Here is a 14,588-nt window from a genome sequence, read left to right as displayed (position 1 = left end):
ATCAGTTGCGGTTAAGCTCCGTGGAAATGGCCTCAGCCGCTTCGCGGAGGACCGGCACGGCCTTGTCAGCAAAGTGCTCATCCACCCGGGACACAGGACCCGAGACGGAAATTGCGGCGGGGGTGGGAGCGTTGGGCACGGCCATGGCGAAGCAGCGGACACCCAGTTCCTGTTCCTCCTCGTCAATGGAGTAGCCCCGTTCCCGGATCAGCTTCAGGTCGGCCAAAAGGTCATCGATGTCGCCGATGCTCTTGGACGTGGGGGTCGGCATCCCGGCCCGGGTGACGATGCCGCGGACCGTATCGTCGTCCAACTGCGCCAGGATGGCCTTGCCGACGCCGGTGGCGTGGGTATGGGCACGCCGGCCCACCTCAGTGAACATACGCATGGAGTGCAGCGACGGCACCTGCGCCACGTAGATCACCATGTCCGAGTCAAGCACGGCCATATTGGAGGTCTCCCCCAGCCGGTCCACCAGCGTTTTCAGCTGCGGGCGGGCTACGGCGCCGAGCTGCTTGTTTGCTCCTTCACCGAGGCGGATGAGCCGCGGACCCAGGGCGTAGCGCCGGTTAGGCAGCTGGCGGATGTAGCCCAGCGATACCAGGGTGCGTAGCAGGCGGTGGATTGTGGGCAGCGGCAGGTCAGTGGACGAGGACAACTCGCTGAGGGTGACATCGCCGCCGGCATCAGTGATCAGTTCCAGCAGTTCAAAGACGCGCTCAACGGATTGGACGCCACCTGCGGCTTTCTCAGCCATGTACCAGTCTCCTGTGGGCTTGGATTCCGACAAGTCTTATCCGCATGGTGAAAAGAATTGCCCTAATGCTTTCAAGATACAGCACCGGCCCGGCTGACGCGATGAAGGGCAAGATGGGGTTGTATTCTCACAGAGTAGATAATAATATCCATAATACGAAAACAATCGGATTCGAGCAGAAGCCCGTCCCGGGCATAACAGGAGGACATTCAATGGCGAACCCCAGCCCCGGAAATTCGATCACTCTGCGCGTGGAAGCACCGTCAAGCTTCAGCGCCACCAGCGAGCTCGCCGCCGCCGTCGGCGCCGCGGGCGCAGCCATCACCGCCCTGGACGTCACCGAGTCCCACCACGAAACCCTGGTTGTCGACGTCACCTGCAACACCACCGATGATGAGCACGCCAGCAGGGTGAAGGACGCCCTCAACGCGCTCGACGGCGTCACGGTCCAGCACGTCTCAGACCGCACCTTCCTGATGCACCTGGGCGGCAAGCTCGAAGTCGTCCCCAAGGTGGCCCTGCGGAACCGCGACGACCTCTCCCGGGCCTACACTCCCGGCGTCGCTCGCGTCTGCCTGGCCATCGCCGAAGACCCGGCAGCGGCCCGCAACCTGACCGTCAAGCGCAACACCATCGCCGTCCTCACCGACGGTTCAGCCGTCCTGGGCCTGGGCAACATCGGCCCGGCCGCCGCCCTGCCGGTCATGGAAGGCAAAGCCGCGCTGTTCAAGCAGTTCGCCAATGTGGACGCCTGGCCGGTCTGCCTGGACACCCAGGACACCGAGGAAATCATCATGATCGCCAAGGCCATGGCCCCCGTCTACGGCGGGATCAACCTTGAGGACATCGCTGCCCCGCGCTGCTTCGAAATCGAGAACCGGCTCCGCGAGGAACTGGATATTCCGGTGTTCCACGACGACCAGCACGGCACCGCAATCGTCACCCTCGCTGCCCTGGTCAACGCGCTCCGTGTTGTGGGCAAGAAGCTGGATGAAGTTCGGATTGTGGTTTCCGGCGTCGGGGCCGCGGGCTCCGCCATCATCCAGCTCCTCAAGGCCCAGGGCGCACGGTATATCATCGCCGCCGGCCGCTCCGGGGCCATCCACTCCGGCGAACAGTACGGGGACGAGCACCGCAGCTGGATTGCGGCGAACACAAACGAGGACGGCTTCGCCGGCACCCTGCACGAGGCCCTCGTGGGAGCGGACGTCTTCATCGGCGTCAGCGCGCCGCATGTGATCGGCGAGGAGCAGGTTGCCGCCATGGCACAGAACGCCATTGTGTTCGCCATGGCCAACCCCACGCCGGAGATTGATCCCGTGATCGCCTCCAGGCACGCCGCAGTGGTGGCCACCGGCCGGAGCGATTTCCCCAACCAGATCAACAATGTGCTGGCCTTCCCCGGCTTCTTCCGGGGCCTGCTCGACGCCGGCGCATCGGACATCACTCCCGAGATGCTGGTGGCCGCCGCGGAGGCGATCGCCAACCGGGTAGCTGACGACGAGCTGAATGCCAGTTACATTATCCCCAGCGTCTTCGATCCCCATGTCGCCGCCGATGTTGCCTCAGCCGTCGCCTCTGCCGCCCATAACGCCAAGGTGGCATCAGCGGCTGCTGCAGCCTCAGCTCCTGAAGCCGCCCTGGCCAGCGCCTGAACCACTGCCTGACTTCAGTACAAGGAAAGGACCAGAAATGGCCACCACTGTCACAGATCCCCGGCCCATCGACCGCGCGGAGGAGATCCTTACCCCCAAGGCGCTGGCATTCTTGGAGGAGCTGCACACCCGTTTTGCCGGCACCCGCAACGAACTCCTGGCAGCCCGCGGCGTCAAGCGGCAGCGCGTAGCCGAGACCGGCAAGCTGGACTTCCTGCCGGAGACCCAGGACGTGCGCGACGGCGACTGGAAGGTTGCGCCCGCGCCCGCAGCGCTGCAGGACCGCCGGGTCGAGATGACCGGGCCGGCCTCACCGGCAAAGATGGCCATCAACGCCTTGAACTCCGGGGCCAAGGTGTGGCTCGCGGACCTCGAGGATGCGAGCACACCCACCTGGGCCAACGTCATCGACGCCATCCTGAACCTCCGCGACGCTGCCCAGGGCACCCTCAGCCACACATCGGCCGAGGGCAAGGAGTACAGGCTCCGCACCGACGCGCCGCTCGCCGTCGTGGTGGCCCGGCCCCGCGGCTGGCACATGCCGGAGAAGCACCTGCTCATCGACGGCGAACCCGCTGTAGGTGCGCTGGTGGACTTCGGCCTGCACTTCTTCCACGTAGCCAAGCAGCTTGTCCTCAACGGACAGGGACCCTACTACTACCTGCCCAAGATGGAAAGCCATCTCGAGGCCCGGCTCTGGAACGATGTCTTTGTCTTCGCGCAGGACTACCTGGGGCTGAACCAGGGCACCATCCGCGCCACCGTGCTGATCGAAACCATCCCGGCCGCGTTCGAGATGGACGAGATCCTGTACGAACTGCGCGACCACGCCTCCGGCCTGAACGCCGGTCGCTGGGACTACCTGTTCAGCATCATCAAGTACTTCCGCGACGCGGGCGAGGAGTTCGTGCTGCCGGACCGCGCTTCCGTTGCCATGACCGCCCCGTTCATGCGCGCCTACACCGAACTGCTCGTGAAGACGTGCCACAGGCGCGGCGCCTTCGCGATGGGCGGCATGGCGGCCGTCATCCCCAACCGCCGCCACCCCGAGGTCACCGAGGCGGCCTTTGCCAAGGTCCGCGCGGACAAGACCCGCGAGGCGAATGACGGCTTCGACGGTTCCTGGGTTGCGCACCCGGACCTGGTTCCCACCTGCCGGGAAGTCTTCGACGCCGTCCTCGGCGACAAGCCGAACCAGCTGGATAAGCAGCGCCCTGAGGTTTCCGTGACGGCGGAGCAGTTGTTGGACGTGGCCTCCGCTGACGGCCAGGTGACCGAGGCGGGCCTGAGGCTCAACCTGTATGTAGCAGTGGCGTACACTGCCGTCTGGCTGTCCGGGAACGGCGCCGTCGCCATCCACAACCTGATGGAGGACGCCGCCACGGCGGAAATCTCCCGCTCACAGGTGTGGCAGCAGATCCGCAACAAGTCTGTCCTCGCAGACACGGGCAACACCGTCACCCGCGAACTGGTGGAGCGGATCCTGGGCGAGGAAACCGAACGGCTTCGCACCGAGTTCGGCGACGAGGCCTTCCGCCTCTACTACCAGCCCGCCAGCGAACTGATCGCGGACATCTGCCTCTCGGAGGACTACACGGATTTCCTTACCACCCCGGCCTACGAACTGGTGGGCTGAGGCATGGCTGCAACACCCAAGGCGTCGCTCTCCCCGGGGGACCTCGCGCACATCGACGGACAGCTGGCTGCCACGGACCGCCTGCTGGAGCAGAACTACCCGGGCGACGACGGCTCCCGCCAGCCGGTCCACACGGTGTACGTGCCCGCTGACCGGTTCACGCCGTCTTTCGCTGCTGACTGGGGCGCCGAAGCGCTGGACGCTGTTGGAGCCCACGGCGGCCTCGCGAAGCTCGGCATGCTGCTGGGCCAGGACGGCGCCCTTGCGGAGGCTGTTGCCCCGCGCGTGGAAGCCAAGCTGGCAAATGAGCCCATCGAGGACCTGCGCCTCGACTTCGAGGACGGCTTCGGGGACAGGGGCGACGACGTCGAGGACGCTGCCGCTGTCACCGCGGCATCCGCTGTGGCCGCCGCCGTCGCTGCCGGCTCGGCTCCCCCGTTTATCGGCATCCGCTTTAAGTGCTTTGAGGCGCCCACCCGCTCCCGCGGGCTGCGGACTCTGGACCTGTTCATTGCCGGCTTGGCCTCAGCCGGCGAATTGCCCGACGGCCTGGTCCTGACTCTGCCCAAGGTCACCACCGTGGCCCAGGTCCAGGCGATGGACTACGCCGTCTCCCGGCTGGAGGAAGTCCATTCACTTCCCCCCGGACGGCTCCGCTTCGAGGTCCAGGTGGAGACGCCTCAGTTGATCCTCGGCCCCGAGGGGACCTCACCGGTAGCGCAACTGCCGCACGCCGTTCCCGGCCGGATCAGCGGCCTGCACTACGGCACGTATGACTATTCGGCGTCACTGCAGATCTCCGCGGAATACCAGTCCATGGAGCACCCGGTGGCGGACTTCGCCAAGGAAGTCATGCAACTGGCCGTGGCGGGCACCGGCATCCGGCTTTCGGACGGCTCCACCAACATCATCCCGGTGGGCGACAACGTGGCGAACGCGTGGCAGCTGCACGGGCGCCTGGTCCGGCGGTCACTGGAACGCGGCTATTACCAGGGCTGGGACCTGCACCCGGCCCAGCTGCCCAGCCGCTTCGCCGCCACCTATGCCTTCTACCGGCAAGGGCTCCCAGCCGCCGCAGCCCGGCTGCGGAACTACGTGGAGCAGACGGAAGGCGGCGTTATGGACGAGCCGGCCACCGCCCGGGCACTGGCTGCGTTTGTCCTGCGGGGCGCCCAGTGCGGTGCCGTTGGTGCCAACGAAGTCCAGGCGCTCGCCGGCGTCGGCATCCCCCAACTCACTGCGCTGGCCCACCCGAGGCTCGCCGCCACTTCCAACTCCTAGGTAAGGAATTCTTCCATGGGCAAGTACTACTCCCCCACCGGCGGACTGCCGCCGCAGACGCATCTGACCACCGAGCGCGCGATTGTGACCGAGGCCTACACGGTCATTCCCAAGGGCGTCATGACCGACATCGTTACGTCCAACCTTCCGGGCTTTTCGAACACCCGCTCCTGGATCATCGCCCGCCCCATTTCAGGCTTTGCCACGACGTTCTCGCAGCTGATCGTGGAGATCGGCCCGGGCGGCGGTGCTCCCAAGGCCGAATTCGAGGCCGGCGTTGAAGGCGTCATTTTCGTTACCCGCGGCAAGGTGAACCTCACCCTCGACGGTGAACTTCACCAGCTTGAGGAAGGCGGCTACGCCTACCTGGCTGCGGGTTCGGAGTGGGGACTGGAGAACGTTTCCGACGACGTCGTGTCCTTCCACTGGATCCGCAAGGCCTACGAACGCCTTGAGGGCTACGAGGCCAAGTCCTTCGTCACCAACGAAAAGGACGTGCAGCCCACGTCGATGCCGGACACCAATGACGCCTGGAAGACCACCCGGTTCACGGACTCCAATGACCTGGCCCACGACATGCAGGTGAACATCGTGACATTCCAGCCCGGCGGCGTCATCCCGTTCCCCGAAACCCACGTGATGGAGCACGGCCTGTACGTCCTTGAGGGCAAGGCCATGTACCTGCTGAACAACGACTGGGTTGAGGTGGAGGCCGGCGACTTCATGTGGCTGCGTGCCTTCTGCCCGCAGGCCTGCTATGCCGGGGGCCCGGGCGAGTTCCGCTACCTGCTCTACAAGGACATGAACCGGCAGGTCCGCCTCACCTGACCACCACCTAACGGGGAAGCCCGAAGTGCAGTTTTGGAGCGTCAAAACGGCACTTTCCGCTTCTCAGTTAGGGGAAGATTGGTTATGGACACAAACCCCAGCCGCGGGTGGAGGCGGACTGCAGCCGTCCTGTGTTCAGTCCTGCTGGTGGCTTCGTCTGCAGGCTGCATCGAGGAACCGCACCCTCCGGAGCCGGACAAGCCCGCGGCATTCACCCTTTTGGAGGACTTCAGCGCCCGGATGCTGGAGGAGGGCGCCCCTGCCGTCTTGATCGCCGTTCGGAACAGGGGTGAGACCTGGACGCACGCCGCCGGAGTCCGCAGCCTCGAATCGGGCGAGCCTGCCACAGTTGCCGATCCCGTCCACGTCGGCGGGATCACGGAATCAATGGTGGCCGTCTCGGTGATGAAACTGGTCGAGGAGGGCCGCCTTGACCCTGACGCCCAGGTCAGCCGGTACCTTCCTGAATTTGAATCCGTGCTGCGTCCACCCGGGCCAGTCACAGTACGCCAACTCCTGACCCATGAGTCGGGTATCCCGGACTTCTCTGTGCCTCTGCTGGCCTCCGGGAGTCTGGAGGAATCCATGGACCGGCCGCTCACCCTTGAACAGCAACTGGCGTTGGCCGCCACCCTGCCATGGGAGGGGCGGCTGGCGCGCGTTTTCGACTACTCGCGGTCCAACTATGCCGCCCTTGCCCTCATCGTGCAGCGGCTTCGCGGCCAAGGGATCGGTCGGGTGCTGGCAGCCGACGTTGCCGAGCCACTGGGGCTGGAATTCACCCGGCTCGGCGACGGACCGCCACCGAGCACGATGGTCCACGGCTACGTCACCGTCGAAGGGAAGCGGCTGGACGTGGCGCGGCCGGCCTGGCTCGCGGAACTGCCCTCGGGAGGCGCCATTTCCACGATTGAGGAAGTGAACGGGTTCTACAGTGCCCTCCTGGAAGGCGTGCTGCTGAAGCCGGAAACAGTCGGTGCCATGAAAGCCGGTTACACGCAGTATTACGGTTTTGCCCTGCGGCGGTGGAACGACACCTGTAACAACCGCTTCTACTACGGGCTTCCCGGTGATGTGGACGGCTACGGAATAGTCGCGCTGACCAGCGAGGACGGCAGCAAGCAACTCACCGTCGCAGTCGCATACCCGCCGGCACCGCCCGCGCTGGAACTCAACCCGCTGATCTTCGAACTGCAGGACGTCGCCCAGGCGGCCTTAAACAACCTGTGTTGAACAAAACTGGCTCGCAGCCAACGTCGCCAAAACCCGATTCAGGACGTTAACTGCGAGCCAGTTGGTTCGGGGTTCAGGGGTTGAGGACCACCTTGATGCAGCCGTCTTCCTTCTTCTGGAACTTTTCGTACAGGGCCGGTGCGCCTTCTAGCCCCGAACGGTGGGTGACCAGGTCCATCACACCCAGCGGATCGGCGACATCCTCCACCAGGGGAAGCAGGTCATCAGTCCAGCGCCGCACATTGCACTGGCCCATCCGCACCTGGAGCTGCTTGTCGAACATGGTGAGCATAGGCATCGGACTGGCCTGGCCGCCGTAGACCCCGCTCAGCGAGATCGTCCCGCCGCGGCGGACAGCGTCGATGGAGGTGTGCAGGGCTGCGAGCCGGTCCACACCGCCCGTCTCCATGGCCTTCTGCGCCAGCTTGTCGGGGAGGAGGCCCAGTGCCTGGTGGGCGAAGCCGGCAACCGGGGATCCATGCGCTTCCATACCGACGGCGTCCACCACCGCGTCCGGGCCCCTACCGGCGGTCATGTCCCGCAGCTGGTCGGCCACGTCATTCCCGTAATCGAGCGTTTCGATGCCGTGCCGCGCCGCCATCTCCCGCCGCTCGGGTACGGGGTCCACACCGATGACCCGCAGCCCGCGCTGCACGCCAATCCGGCCGGAGAACTGGCCCACCGGCCCCAGCCCAAACACGGCCAGGGTGCCGCCGTCCGGGGTGTCAGCGTACTCCACCGCCTGCCAGGCCGTAGGAAGAATGTCCGAAAGGAAGAGGTAGCGCTCGTCCGGGAGCTCCGTTCCCACCTTCAGCGGGCCGTAGTCCGCGTGGGGGACGCGCAGGTACTCGGCCTGCCCGCCCGGAACGGAACCGTACAGCTCCGAATAGCCAAAGAGGGCAGCGCCGGAGCCCTTGTCCTTGACCTGGGTTGTTTCGCACTGGGACTGCAGGCCCTGCGCACACATGTAGCACCGGCCGCAGGCGATGTTGAACGGGATCACCACACGGTCGCCCTTGCGGAGGTTGGTGACGGCACTTCCCACCTCCTCCACGATGCCCATCGGTTCGTGGCCGATCACGTCGCCCTTGTGCATGTATGGCCCCAGCACTTCGTACAGGTGCAGGTCCGATCCGCAGATCGCCGTGGAGGTGATCCGGACAATCGCGTCCGTGGGCTCCTGGATGACCGGATCGGGCACCTCTTCCACACTTACCGAGCGTTTTCCTTGCCATGTCAGTGCTTTCACATTCCACCTTTCCCGGAAGTTTTTTCGCTGCAGTGGGGACTTGCACCCATCCTTCGACGCTATCGGCTCGCGGGGCAAAAAGTAAGCAACCTGACTAAAATCCTTGTCGTTCTGCCCCCGTGCTCCTAGCGTAGGAAGAGCCACACCAGCAGACGCGATGAGTGAAAGAGGAATGTTATGTCGCTGTACCAGCCCGAACCGGTCGAAATCTCCACCCGCATGCGGCCCGGAGAGTGGACGGAAGAGAGCCTGGAGCAGCTTGTGGGCACCTACCGCGAGCGGATCATGGAGATGGGGGCAAGCGCGTCGGACGTGGTCACCGACATTGACCGGGGCGACGACGGCTCGGTGCGGGTTGCTGTTTCCTGGGCCAAGCCTGCCAATCAGGGTGACGAGGACTCGATTGCCGGCGGTCAGGTCCTCTAGCACGGCATAAACAAAAAGTCTGACGGCGGATGGCGCGGCCGCGGGTGCCGCCGGCGTCAGGACCCGGCGGCAGGAGTTGGGTCAGGAGTTGGCCGCGAGGGAGAGCAACCGGCCGATGGCGCTTGATGTCAGGTTCTCGAGCAGGTCCCGTGGACCCTGGTAAACCTCCACCGCGCCGGCCTCACGGAGCTCGTGGGCGTTGACGCCGCCGCAGGTAACGGCGATTGCTGGAATACCCAGCGCCGCCGCGGCCTTCATGTCCCACACCGCATCCCCCACAAAGACAGCGTCGGCCGCGTCCACGCCCATGGCCTCCAGCGCCGCCACGAGGATGTCAGGGGCAGGCTTGCTGTCCTTGGCGTCATTGGCGCTGGTGGCGGCGTCAATGAAGGCGTCGGCATCCAGAGTGGCTTTCATGACCTGCAGGTCCTGCTTGCGCGCCGAGGACGCGAGGGCCACCGCGAGTCCCGCCGCGTGGCACTGGGCCAGCAGCTCTTTTGCTCCATCGAAGGAACGCAGCGCCGGCCAGTGCGAGGCGTACAGGGCCCCATGACTGGCCATGATGTCAGGATCAAGGGAACGGTCCCGGCTTGCCGGCAGGAGGCTGTCCACCAGGCGGTCCCCGCCCATGCCCACGAAGTGGTGGATGGATGCCATCGGGATGTCGTAACCCTGCTGGCGGAAGGCGCCCCACCAGGAGATGGTGTGGATATACGACGAGTCGATCAAAGTGCCGTCAACATCAAAAAGGATCCCCTGCCGGCGCCCGCCGTCAGGGGACCCAGCAGCCTGAGGCACCATCATCTGACTGCTGCCCGCCTGGCCCCGGGAGCTTTCCTGGCCCGGGCGGCCTCCTCCTTGGCTGTGTTCACCGGACGTACTCGCTCCCGGATCACCGTGCCTGCACCGTCGTGGCTCTTGTCCCTGATAAGGCCAGTCCCGGCGATCTCCCGCGCCATTGCCACCCCGGCAACAGCCGCCCTCTTCGTGGGAAAGGTCACCGAGATGGCCATCAGGTTCCCGGTCCCGTCCATCATCCGGACCCTGTAGCCGCCGTCAGGTGCGTCCACGAGCTCAAAATACCCGGCCATTTGCAATCACTCCTCCGTCAGTCACCGCACCGTGCTTACTGTGAGCACTCCATGAGGTGTTAGTAAGTATACTTATCTATTCTGCGAAGGAGAAGTCGCACCCCTGACGCGCCGCCTCAGCGCGCTTCCGCCGTCTCCGGCGGAATCGGGGTGTCACTGCGCCGAACCGTATCCTGATGAAGCTCCAAAGCGCTAGTCACAAGAGCGAAGTGGCTGAAGGCCTGGGGTGTATTGCCCAGCTGCCTGCCGGCGCGTACGCCCCATTCCTCACTCAGCAGTCCCACGTCGTTGCGCAGCTCCAGGAGGCGCTCAAAGAGTTCCCTGGATTCCTCGTGCCGGCCCGCGCCCAGCAGCGCCTCCACCAGCCAGAACGAACAGGCCAGGAAGACGCCCTCATCACCTGGCAGGCCGTCGTCGCTCACGGCAGGGCGGTACCGGAGCACAAACCCGTCCTCGGTCAGCTCCCGCTGGATGGCTTCAATGGTTCCGATGACGCGGGGATCATCAGGCGGCAGGAACCCCACCCGGGGAATCAGAAGCAGGCTGGCGTCCAGCTCCGGCCGCCCATAGGACTGGACGAACGTGTTGCGGCGGGCGTCGAACCCGTTGGCCATCACGTCGCGGTGGATGGTGTCCCGCAGCTTCTCCCAGCGCTCCACCGGCCCGGGCAGTCCCGATTCGCGGACACCCTTCACCATGCGGTCCGCTGCAACCCAGGCCATCACCTTCGAGTGGGTGAAGTGGCGGCGCGGGCCGCGCATTTCCCAGAGCCCGTTGTCAGGCTGGTCCCAAATGGTCTCCAGATGCTCCATCAGTGCCACCTGGACGTCCCAGGCCTCATCCGAGTGCTTCAGCAGCGAGTTGCGCGTCAATGCCAGGCAGTCGAGTACCTCCCCCCACACGTCGAGCTGGAGCTGTTCGGCGGCACCGTTGCCGATGCGCACCGGTGACGAGTTTTCGTAACCCTTCAGCCAAGGCAGCTCCATCTCGGGCAGGCGGCGTTCGCCGTGGATGCCGTACATAATCTGCAGGTCCGCGGGGTCGCCGGCCACGGCCCGTAACAGCCAGTCCCGCCACGCGGCGGCTTCCGCGGTGTAACCGGCAGCCAACAGCGCCTGGAGCGTCATGGTTGCATCGCGCAGCCAGCAATAGCGATAGTCCCAGTTGCGGGGGCCGCCGAGCTGTTCCGGCAGCGAGGTGGTCACTGCCGCCACGATCCCTCCGGTTGGAGCATAGGTCAGGGCCTTCAGGGTCACGAGGGACCGGGCGACGGCATCCTGGTATTTGCCCTCCACGGTGCACTGCGAAGCCCAGCCACGCCAGAACGCATAGGTGGTGCCCAGCACTTGTTCGGGGTCGACAGTATGCGGCCGCCCAACATGGCTGGGTGCCCACGTCAGGACAAAGGGGACCCGCTCCCCGGCGTTGATGGTGAATTCGGTGACGGTGTGCATGTTTTCGCCGTGAAGCGGGGCAGGGGTGACAAAGTAAACCGCGTCAGGGCCGGCGATGGCATGCAGGCCGTATTCATCCCGGCGCACCCACGGAATGATGTGGCCGTAGTCAAAGCGGAGGGTCAGCTCGCCGTGCATCCTTACGCTGCCGCTGACGCCTTCAACGATGCGGACAATGTCCGCCACCGAGTCGCGGGGCGGCATGAAGTCGATGACCCGCACGGTGCCTTCCGGGGTATCCCATTCCGTTTCCAGAATAAGGGTGCCGTCCCGGTAGCCCCGGCGGGTACAGGGGCCCCCGCTTGCCGGCGCCAGGAGCCAGCGCCCTGCTTCAGGCGTGTCCAGCAGCGCGTTGAAACAGGCAGGGGAATCGAACCGGGGAAGGCACAGCCAGTCGATGGAGCCTTCTTTGTTGATCAATGCCCCTGTATGGAGGTCACCGACAACCGCATAGTCTTCAATTCGCGCCATGCCTTTACCCTGCCACAGCTAGCCCCCAAGTGGACCGGGAACAGGGGTGTAGCCTCAAAAGCAACGGCGGCACGGACCCGGAGGCATCCATGGCAATCCATATCGGCACCTCCGGATGGAGCTACAACCACTGGGAGAACGTCCTTTATCCACCGAAGCTGCCCGTCAAGGACAGGCTCCAGCACTACGTGGCCCGGTTCCGTACCGTCGAACTCAATGCCAGCTTCTACCGCTGGCCCCGGGACACAACGTTTGCCGGCTGGAACCAGCGGCTGCCGCCCGGCTTCAGCATGTCTGTCAAGGCCCCCCGTGGCCTGACCCACGCCAGGAAACTGTACGGACCCGACGTGTGGCTGGAGCGCATTACGCGGTGCTGGCACGAGCTCGGAGATAAGCGGGCGGTCCTCCTGGTCCAGCTGCCGCCCGGCATGGAGCGCGACGACGCCCGGCTGGACTACTTCCTGGCCGGGGTCCCGGACTGGATCCGTGTCAGCGTGGAATTCCGGCACCCCAGCTGGGACTGCCCGGAGGTGTTCGCCCTGCTGGAGCGGCACCAGGCTGCCTACTGCATCATGAGCGGCGCCAACCTGCCGTGCATACTGCGCACCACCGCCCCCTTCGCCTATGTCCGGCTCCACGGGCCCGACCACGAGCACCTGTATGCCGGCTCCTATTCCGATGCGGACCTGCAGTGGTGGGCGGAACGGATCCGGGAGTGGTCCGGCAATGGCCTGGACGTTTACGCCTATTTCAATAACGACGGCGATGGACACGCTGTGCGGAACGCTGAGACCCTGCGCGGTATCTTGGGCGAAGGCTGACGTCATAGACGTCCGCGGGGACCAACGTTTCCTTCCTCCGGCGCCACCCTGTGGCAGAGTGGAACCATGGACACGGCTCCGAACACTTCGTCACAGAAAACAGCGCACACCCCGGTCCCGGACGCGCTCGCGGGAAACCAGGTGTTCCGCCTCGCGCACCGGATCTCGGACGCCGTTAATTCGGCGCGGGTCCGGCTGGCCAAGCGCTGGAACTTTGTTCCCCAGACCATCGCGTACCAGGGCTACGGCTCCACCAGCCTGGTCCGTGTGCTGGGACGGGTCCTGCTCACGCAAAAGCCGCTGCCGGGGAGCAAAGCGGAACACGCGGCGCAGAACGGGAACCAGAACGTCCGCGGCTGGCGCGCCTTCACCAGCGTGCCGCTGCAGTTTACCGACGTCGAAATCACCATTGGCGATGTTGTCACCCACGTCAAAGCGGACCGTGGCGGACTGATCGACACTGAGGTGGCCGTCAAGCTTTCACCGGGTTGGCACACCGCCGTGCTCAGGGCGGAAGGCACTGAGGCCGTCGAGGCCAAGATCCGGGTGATTGCGCCGGATGTGAAGTTCGGCATCGTCTCGGACATCGATGACACCGTGATGGTGACCGCCCTGCCCCGGCCGTTCCTTGCCCTCTGGAACACCTTTGTGCTGAGCGAACGGGCGCGCATGGCCACGCCGGGCATGGCGGTGCTGCTGGACCGGCTCACCGTCGAACATCCGGATGCGCCGGTGATCTACCTGTCCACGGGGCCCTGGAACGCGGCGCCGACGCTGGCGCGCTTCCTCACCCGCAACATGTATCCCTCCGGTGCCCTGCTGCTCACGGACTGGGGACTGACCCAGGACCGCTGGTTCCGCAGCGGCCAGGACCACAAACGCCAAAACCTGGACCGGCTGGCCAACGAATTCCCGGACATGCGCTGGCTCCTTGTTGGCGACAACGGCCAGCACGATGAAGCGATCTACTCAAGCTTTGCGCAGGACAACCCGGACAAGGTTGCGGCCATCGCCATCCGGCAACTGTCCGTCAGCGAGTCCGTGTTCGCGGGCGGCCACTCCGAGGACGGGGACCACACCACGTCCAGGGTGCCGTGGATCTACTCCCCGGACGGTGCCGGGATAGCCAAGCAGCTCACCACACTGGACCTCCTCTAGAGCCCGGCCCGGAACCGCGCGTCCCGGCCACCCCGCGCGGTTCCCGGCCCAAGGCTCGTGCAGCCGCAACGTCCTAGGCGCTGGCACTCAAAGGTGACACGCCGTCGTCGGGTGCTTCGGTATCAAGGACCTCAGGGGCCACGGCCTGCGCGATGGCTGCCTGCGCCACGTTGACAAGGTCGCGCTCCTCAATGAGTTCCTGGTACCAGAAGTAGGAGGCCTTGGGAGTCCGCTCCAAGGTCTCAAAGTCCACGTGGAGCAACCCGAAAGGCTGGTTGTAGCCGGCTGACCACTCGAAGTTGTCCAGGAGGGACCAGACGTAGTAGCCGCGGAGATCGATCGACTCGGCGTCACCACCGGGAGCCGTGGCCCGCAGTGCCGCCTCAAGGTGGTCCGAGAGGTACTTCAGGCGCCGCTCATCCGGGATGAACCTGGTGTTGGTCGACTTATCCCGGACGATGATGTCCTCAAAGCTGGCCCCGCCCTCGGTGAGGATAACGGGCGGCAGGTTGGGGTACCGTTCGGCCA

At 65.3% G+C, this 14,588-nt stretch carries 14 protein-coding genes; 8 read left to right on the top strand and 6 right to left on the bottom strand.

The annotated features are described in order from the left end of the window. Position 1 precedes the first annotated feature (1 nt). On the bottom strand, positions 2-757 hold the full coding sequence (locus tag AC5RWX_RS22485; RefSeq protein ID WP_494098522.1) for an IclR family transcriptional regulator: 756 nt from the start codon (positions 755-757) through the stop codon (positions 2-4). Positions 758-969: 212 nt separating this feature from the next. Between AC5RWX_RS22485 and AC5RWX_RS22480 the strand changes: the two genes are divergently transcribed. The 5 genes from AC5RWX_RS22480 to AC5RWX_RS22460 all read left to right on the top strand — a co-directional run bounded on the left by AC5RWX_RS22480 (position 970) and on the right by AC5RWX_RS22460 (position 7,390). Then, entirely contained in the window at positions 970-2,412 is a 1,443-nt protein-coding gene (locus AC5RWX_RS22480; RefSeq protein WP_494098521.1) for an NAD-dependent malic enzyme, read from the top strand. Positions 2,413-2,449: 37 nt separating this feature from the next. Further along, complete coding sequence (aceB, locus tag AC5RWX_RS22475; RefSeq protein ID WP_494098520.1) at positions 2,450-4,048, top strand: malate synthase A; 1,599 nt, start codon at positions 2,450-2,452, stop codon at positions 4,046-4,048. Between the two features lie 3 nt (positions 4,049-4,051). Beyond that, positions 4,052-5,329 carry a DUF6986 family protein gene (locus AC5RWX_RS22470; RefSeq protein ID WP_494098519.1) on the top strand — a complete coding sequence of 426 codons (1,278 nt, stop codon included), beginning with the start codon at positions 4,052-4,054 and terminating at the stop codon, positions 5,327-5,329. A gap of 15 nt (positions 5,330-5,344) precedes the next feature. Next, positions 5,345-6,157, top strand: a complete 813-nt coding sequence (locus tag AC5RWX_RS22465; protein WP_163166275.1) for a bifunctional allantoicase/(S)-ureidoglycine aminohydrolase — start codon at positions 5,345-5,347, stop codon at positions 6,155-6,157. Between the two features lie 147 nt (positions 6,158-6,304). Continuing rightward, positions 6,305-7,390: a serine hydrolase domain-containing protein gene (locus AC5RWX_RS22460; protein ID WP_494098518.1), complete on the top strand. Its 1,086-nt coding sequence runs from the start codon at positions 6,305-6,307 to the stop codon at positions 7,388-7,390. 73 nt (positions 7,391-7,463) lie between these two features. Here the strand turns inward: AC5RWX_RS22460 and AC5RWX_RS22455 are convergent, their stop codons facing one another. Beyond that, a complete protein-coding gene (locus AC5RWX_RS22455) occupies positions 7,464-8,639 on the bottom strand; it encodes a zinc-dependent alcohol dehydrogenase (protein WP_494098517.1) in 1,176 nt (391 codons plus the stop codon). 177 nt (positions 8,640-8,816) lie between these two features. Between AC5RWX_RS22455 and AC5RWX_RS22450 the strand changes: the two genes are divergently transcribed. Beyond that, positions 8,817-9,065, top strand: a complete 249-nt coding sequence (locus AC5RWX_RS22450) for a hypothetical protein (RefSeq protein ID WP_494098516.1) — start codon at positions 8,817-8,819, stop codon at positions 9,063-9,065. Positions 9,066-9,146: 81 nt separating this feature from the next. On the opposite strand, the gene AC5RWX_RS22445 is transcribed toward AC5RWX_RS22450, so the two are convergent. The 3 genes from AC5RWX_RS22445 to AC5RWX_RS22435 form a co-directional block, all read right to left on the bottom strand. After that, positions 9,147-9,866 carry an HAD family hydrolase gene (locus AC5RWX_RS22445; RefSeq protein ID WP_494098523.1) on the bottom strand — a complete coding sequence of 240 codons (720 nt, stop codon included), beginning with the start codon at positions 9,864-9,866 and terminating at the stop codon, positions 9,147-9,149. Further along, the gene (locus tag AC5RWX_RS22440; protein ID WP_494098515.1) at positions 9,866-10,156 is read right to left on the bottom strand and encodes a hypothetical protein; all 291 of its coding nucleotides are present in this window, start codon (positions 10,154-10,156) and stop codon (positions 9,866-9,868) included. Before AC5RWX_RS22440 ends, AC5RWX_RS22445 begins: the two co-directional genes overlap by 1 nt. A gap of 116 nt (positions 10,157-10,272) precedes the next feature. Continuing rightward, positions 10,273-12,081 carry a glycoside hydrolase family 15 protein gene (locus AC5RWX_RS22435; RefSeq protein WP_494098514.1) on the bottom strand — a complete coding sequence of 603 codons (1,809 nt, stop codon included), beginning with the start codon at positions 12,079-12,081 and terminating at the stop codon, positions 10,273-10,275. 89 nt (positions 12,082-12,170) lie between these two features. On the opposite strand from AC5RWX_RS22435, the gene AC5RWX_RS22430 reads away from it, so the two are divergent. Continuing rightward, positions 12,171-12,902 carry a DUF72 domain-containing protein gene (locus AC5RWX_RS22430; protein WP_494098513.1) on the top strand — a complete coding sequence of 244 codons (732 nt, stop codon included), beginning with the start codon at positions 12,171-12,173 and terminating at the stop codon, positions 12,900-12,902. A 66-nt stretch (positions 12,903-12,968) separates the two neighbouring features. Then, on the top strand, positions 12,969-14,060 hold the full coding sequence (locus tag AC5RWX_RS22425; RefSeq protein ID WP_494098512.1) for an App1 family protein phosphatidate phosphatase: 1,092 nt from the start codon (positions 12,969-12,971) through the stop codon (positions 14,058-14,060). 73 nt (positions 14,061-14,133) lie between these two features. On the opposite strand, the gene AC5RWX_RS22420 is transcribed toward AC5RWX_RS22425, so the two are convergent. Further along, positions 14,134-14,588, bottom strand: a 455-nt coding sequence (locus AC5RWX_RS22420; protein WP_494098511.1) for a family 1 glycosylhydrolase, incomplete at its 5' end; no start/stop codon positions are given.

The organism is Arthrobacter sp. SPT-J7, from assembly GCF_059089965.1.
Note: the sequence above shows the minus strand (reverse complement) of the source record. Positions and strands in the feature narration are given on the sequence as shown.

What these genes read in the sequence shown, in the direction of transcription:
- AC5RWX_RS22430 (WP_494098513.1), top strand. Translation starts at nt 12,171, where the DNA reads ATGGCAATCCATATCGGCACCTCCGGATGGAGCTACAACCACTGGGAG.
- AC5RWX_RS22440 (WP_494098515.1), bottom strand. Translation starts at nt 10,156, where the DNA reads ATGGCCGGGTATTTTGAGCTCGTGGACGCACCTGACGGCGGCTACAGG.
- AC5RWX_RS22425 (WP_494098512.1), top strand. Translation starts at nt 12,969, where the DNA reads ATGGACACGGCTCCGAACACTTCGTCACAGAAAACAGCGCACACCCCG.
- AC5RWX_RS22480 (WP_494098521.1), top strand. Translation starts at nt 970, where the DNA reads ATGGCGAACCCCAGCCCCGGAAATTCGATCACTCTGCGCGTGGAAGCA.
- AC5RWX_RS22435 (WP_494098514.1), bottom strand. Translation starts at nt 12,081, where the DNA reads ATGGCGCGAATTGAAGACTATGCGGTTGTCGGTGACCTCCATACAGGG.
- AC5RWX_RS22465 (WP_163166275.1), top strand. Translation starts at nt 5,345, where the DNA reads ATGGGCAAGTACTACTCCCCCACCGGCGGACTGCCGCCGCAGACGCAT.
- aceB (WP_494098520.1), top strand. Translation starts at nt 2,450, where the DNA reads ATGGCCACCACTGTCACAGATCCCCGGCCCATCGACCGCGCGGAGGAG.
- AC5RWX_RS22450 (WP_494098516.1), top strand. Translation starts at nt 8,817, where the DNA reads ATGTCGCTGTACCAGCCCGAACCGGTCGAAATCTCCACCCGCATGCGG.
- AC5RWX_RS22485 (WP_494098522.1), bottom strand. Translation starts at nt 757, where the DNA reads ATGGCTGAGAAAGCCGCAGGTGGCGTCCAATCCGTTGAGCGCGTCTTT.
- AC5RWX_RS22445 (WP_494098523.1), bottom strand. Translation starts at nt 9,866, where the DNA reads ATGGTGCCTCAGGCTGCTGGGTCCCCTGACGGCGGGCGCCGGCAGGGG.
- AC5RWX_RS22470 (WP_494098519.1), top strand. Translation starts at nt 4,052, where the DNA reads ATGGCTGCAACACCCAAGGCGTCGCTCTCCCCGGGGGACCTCGCGCAC.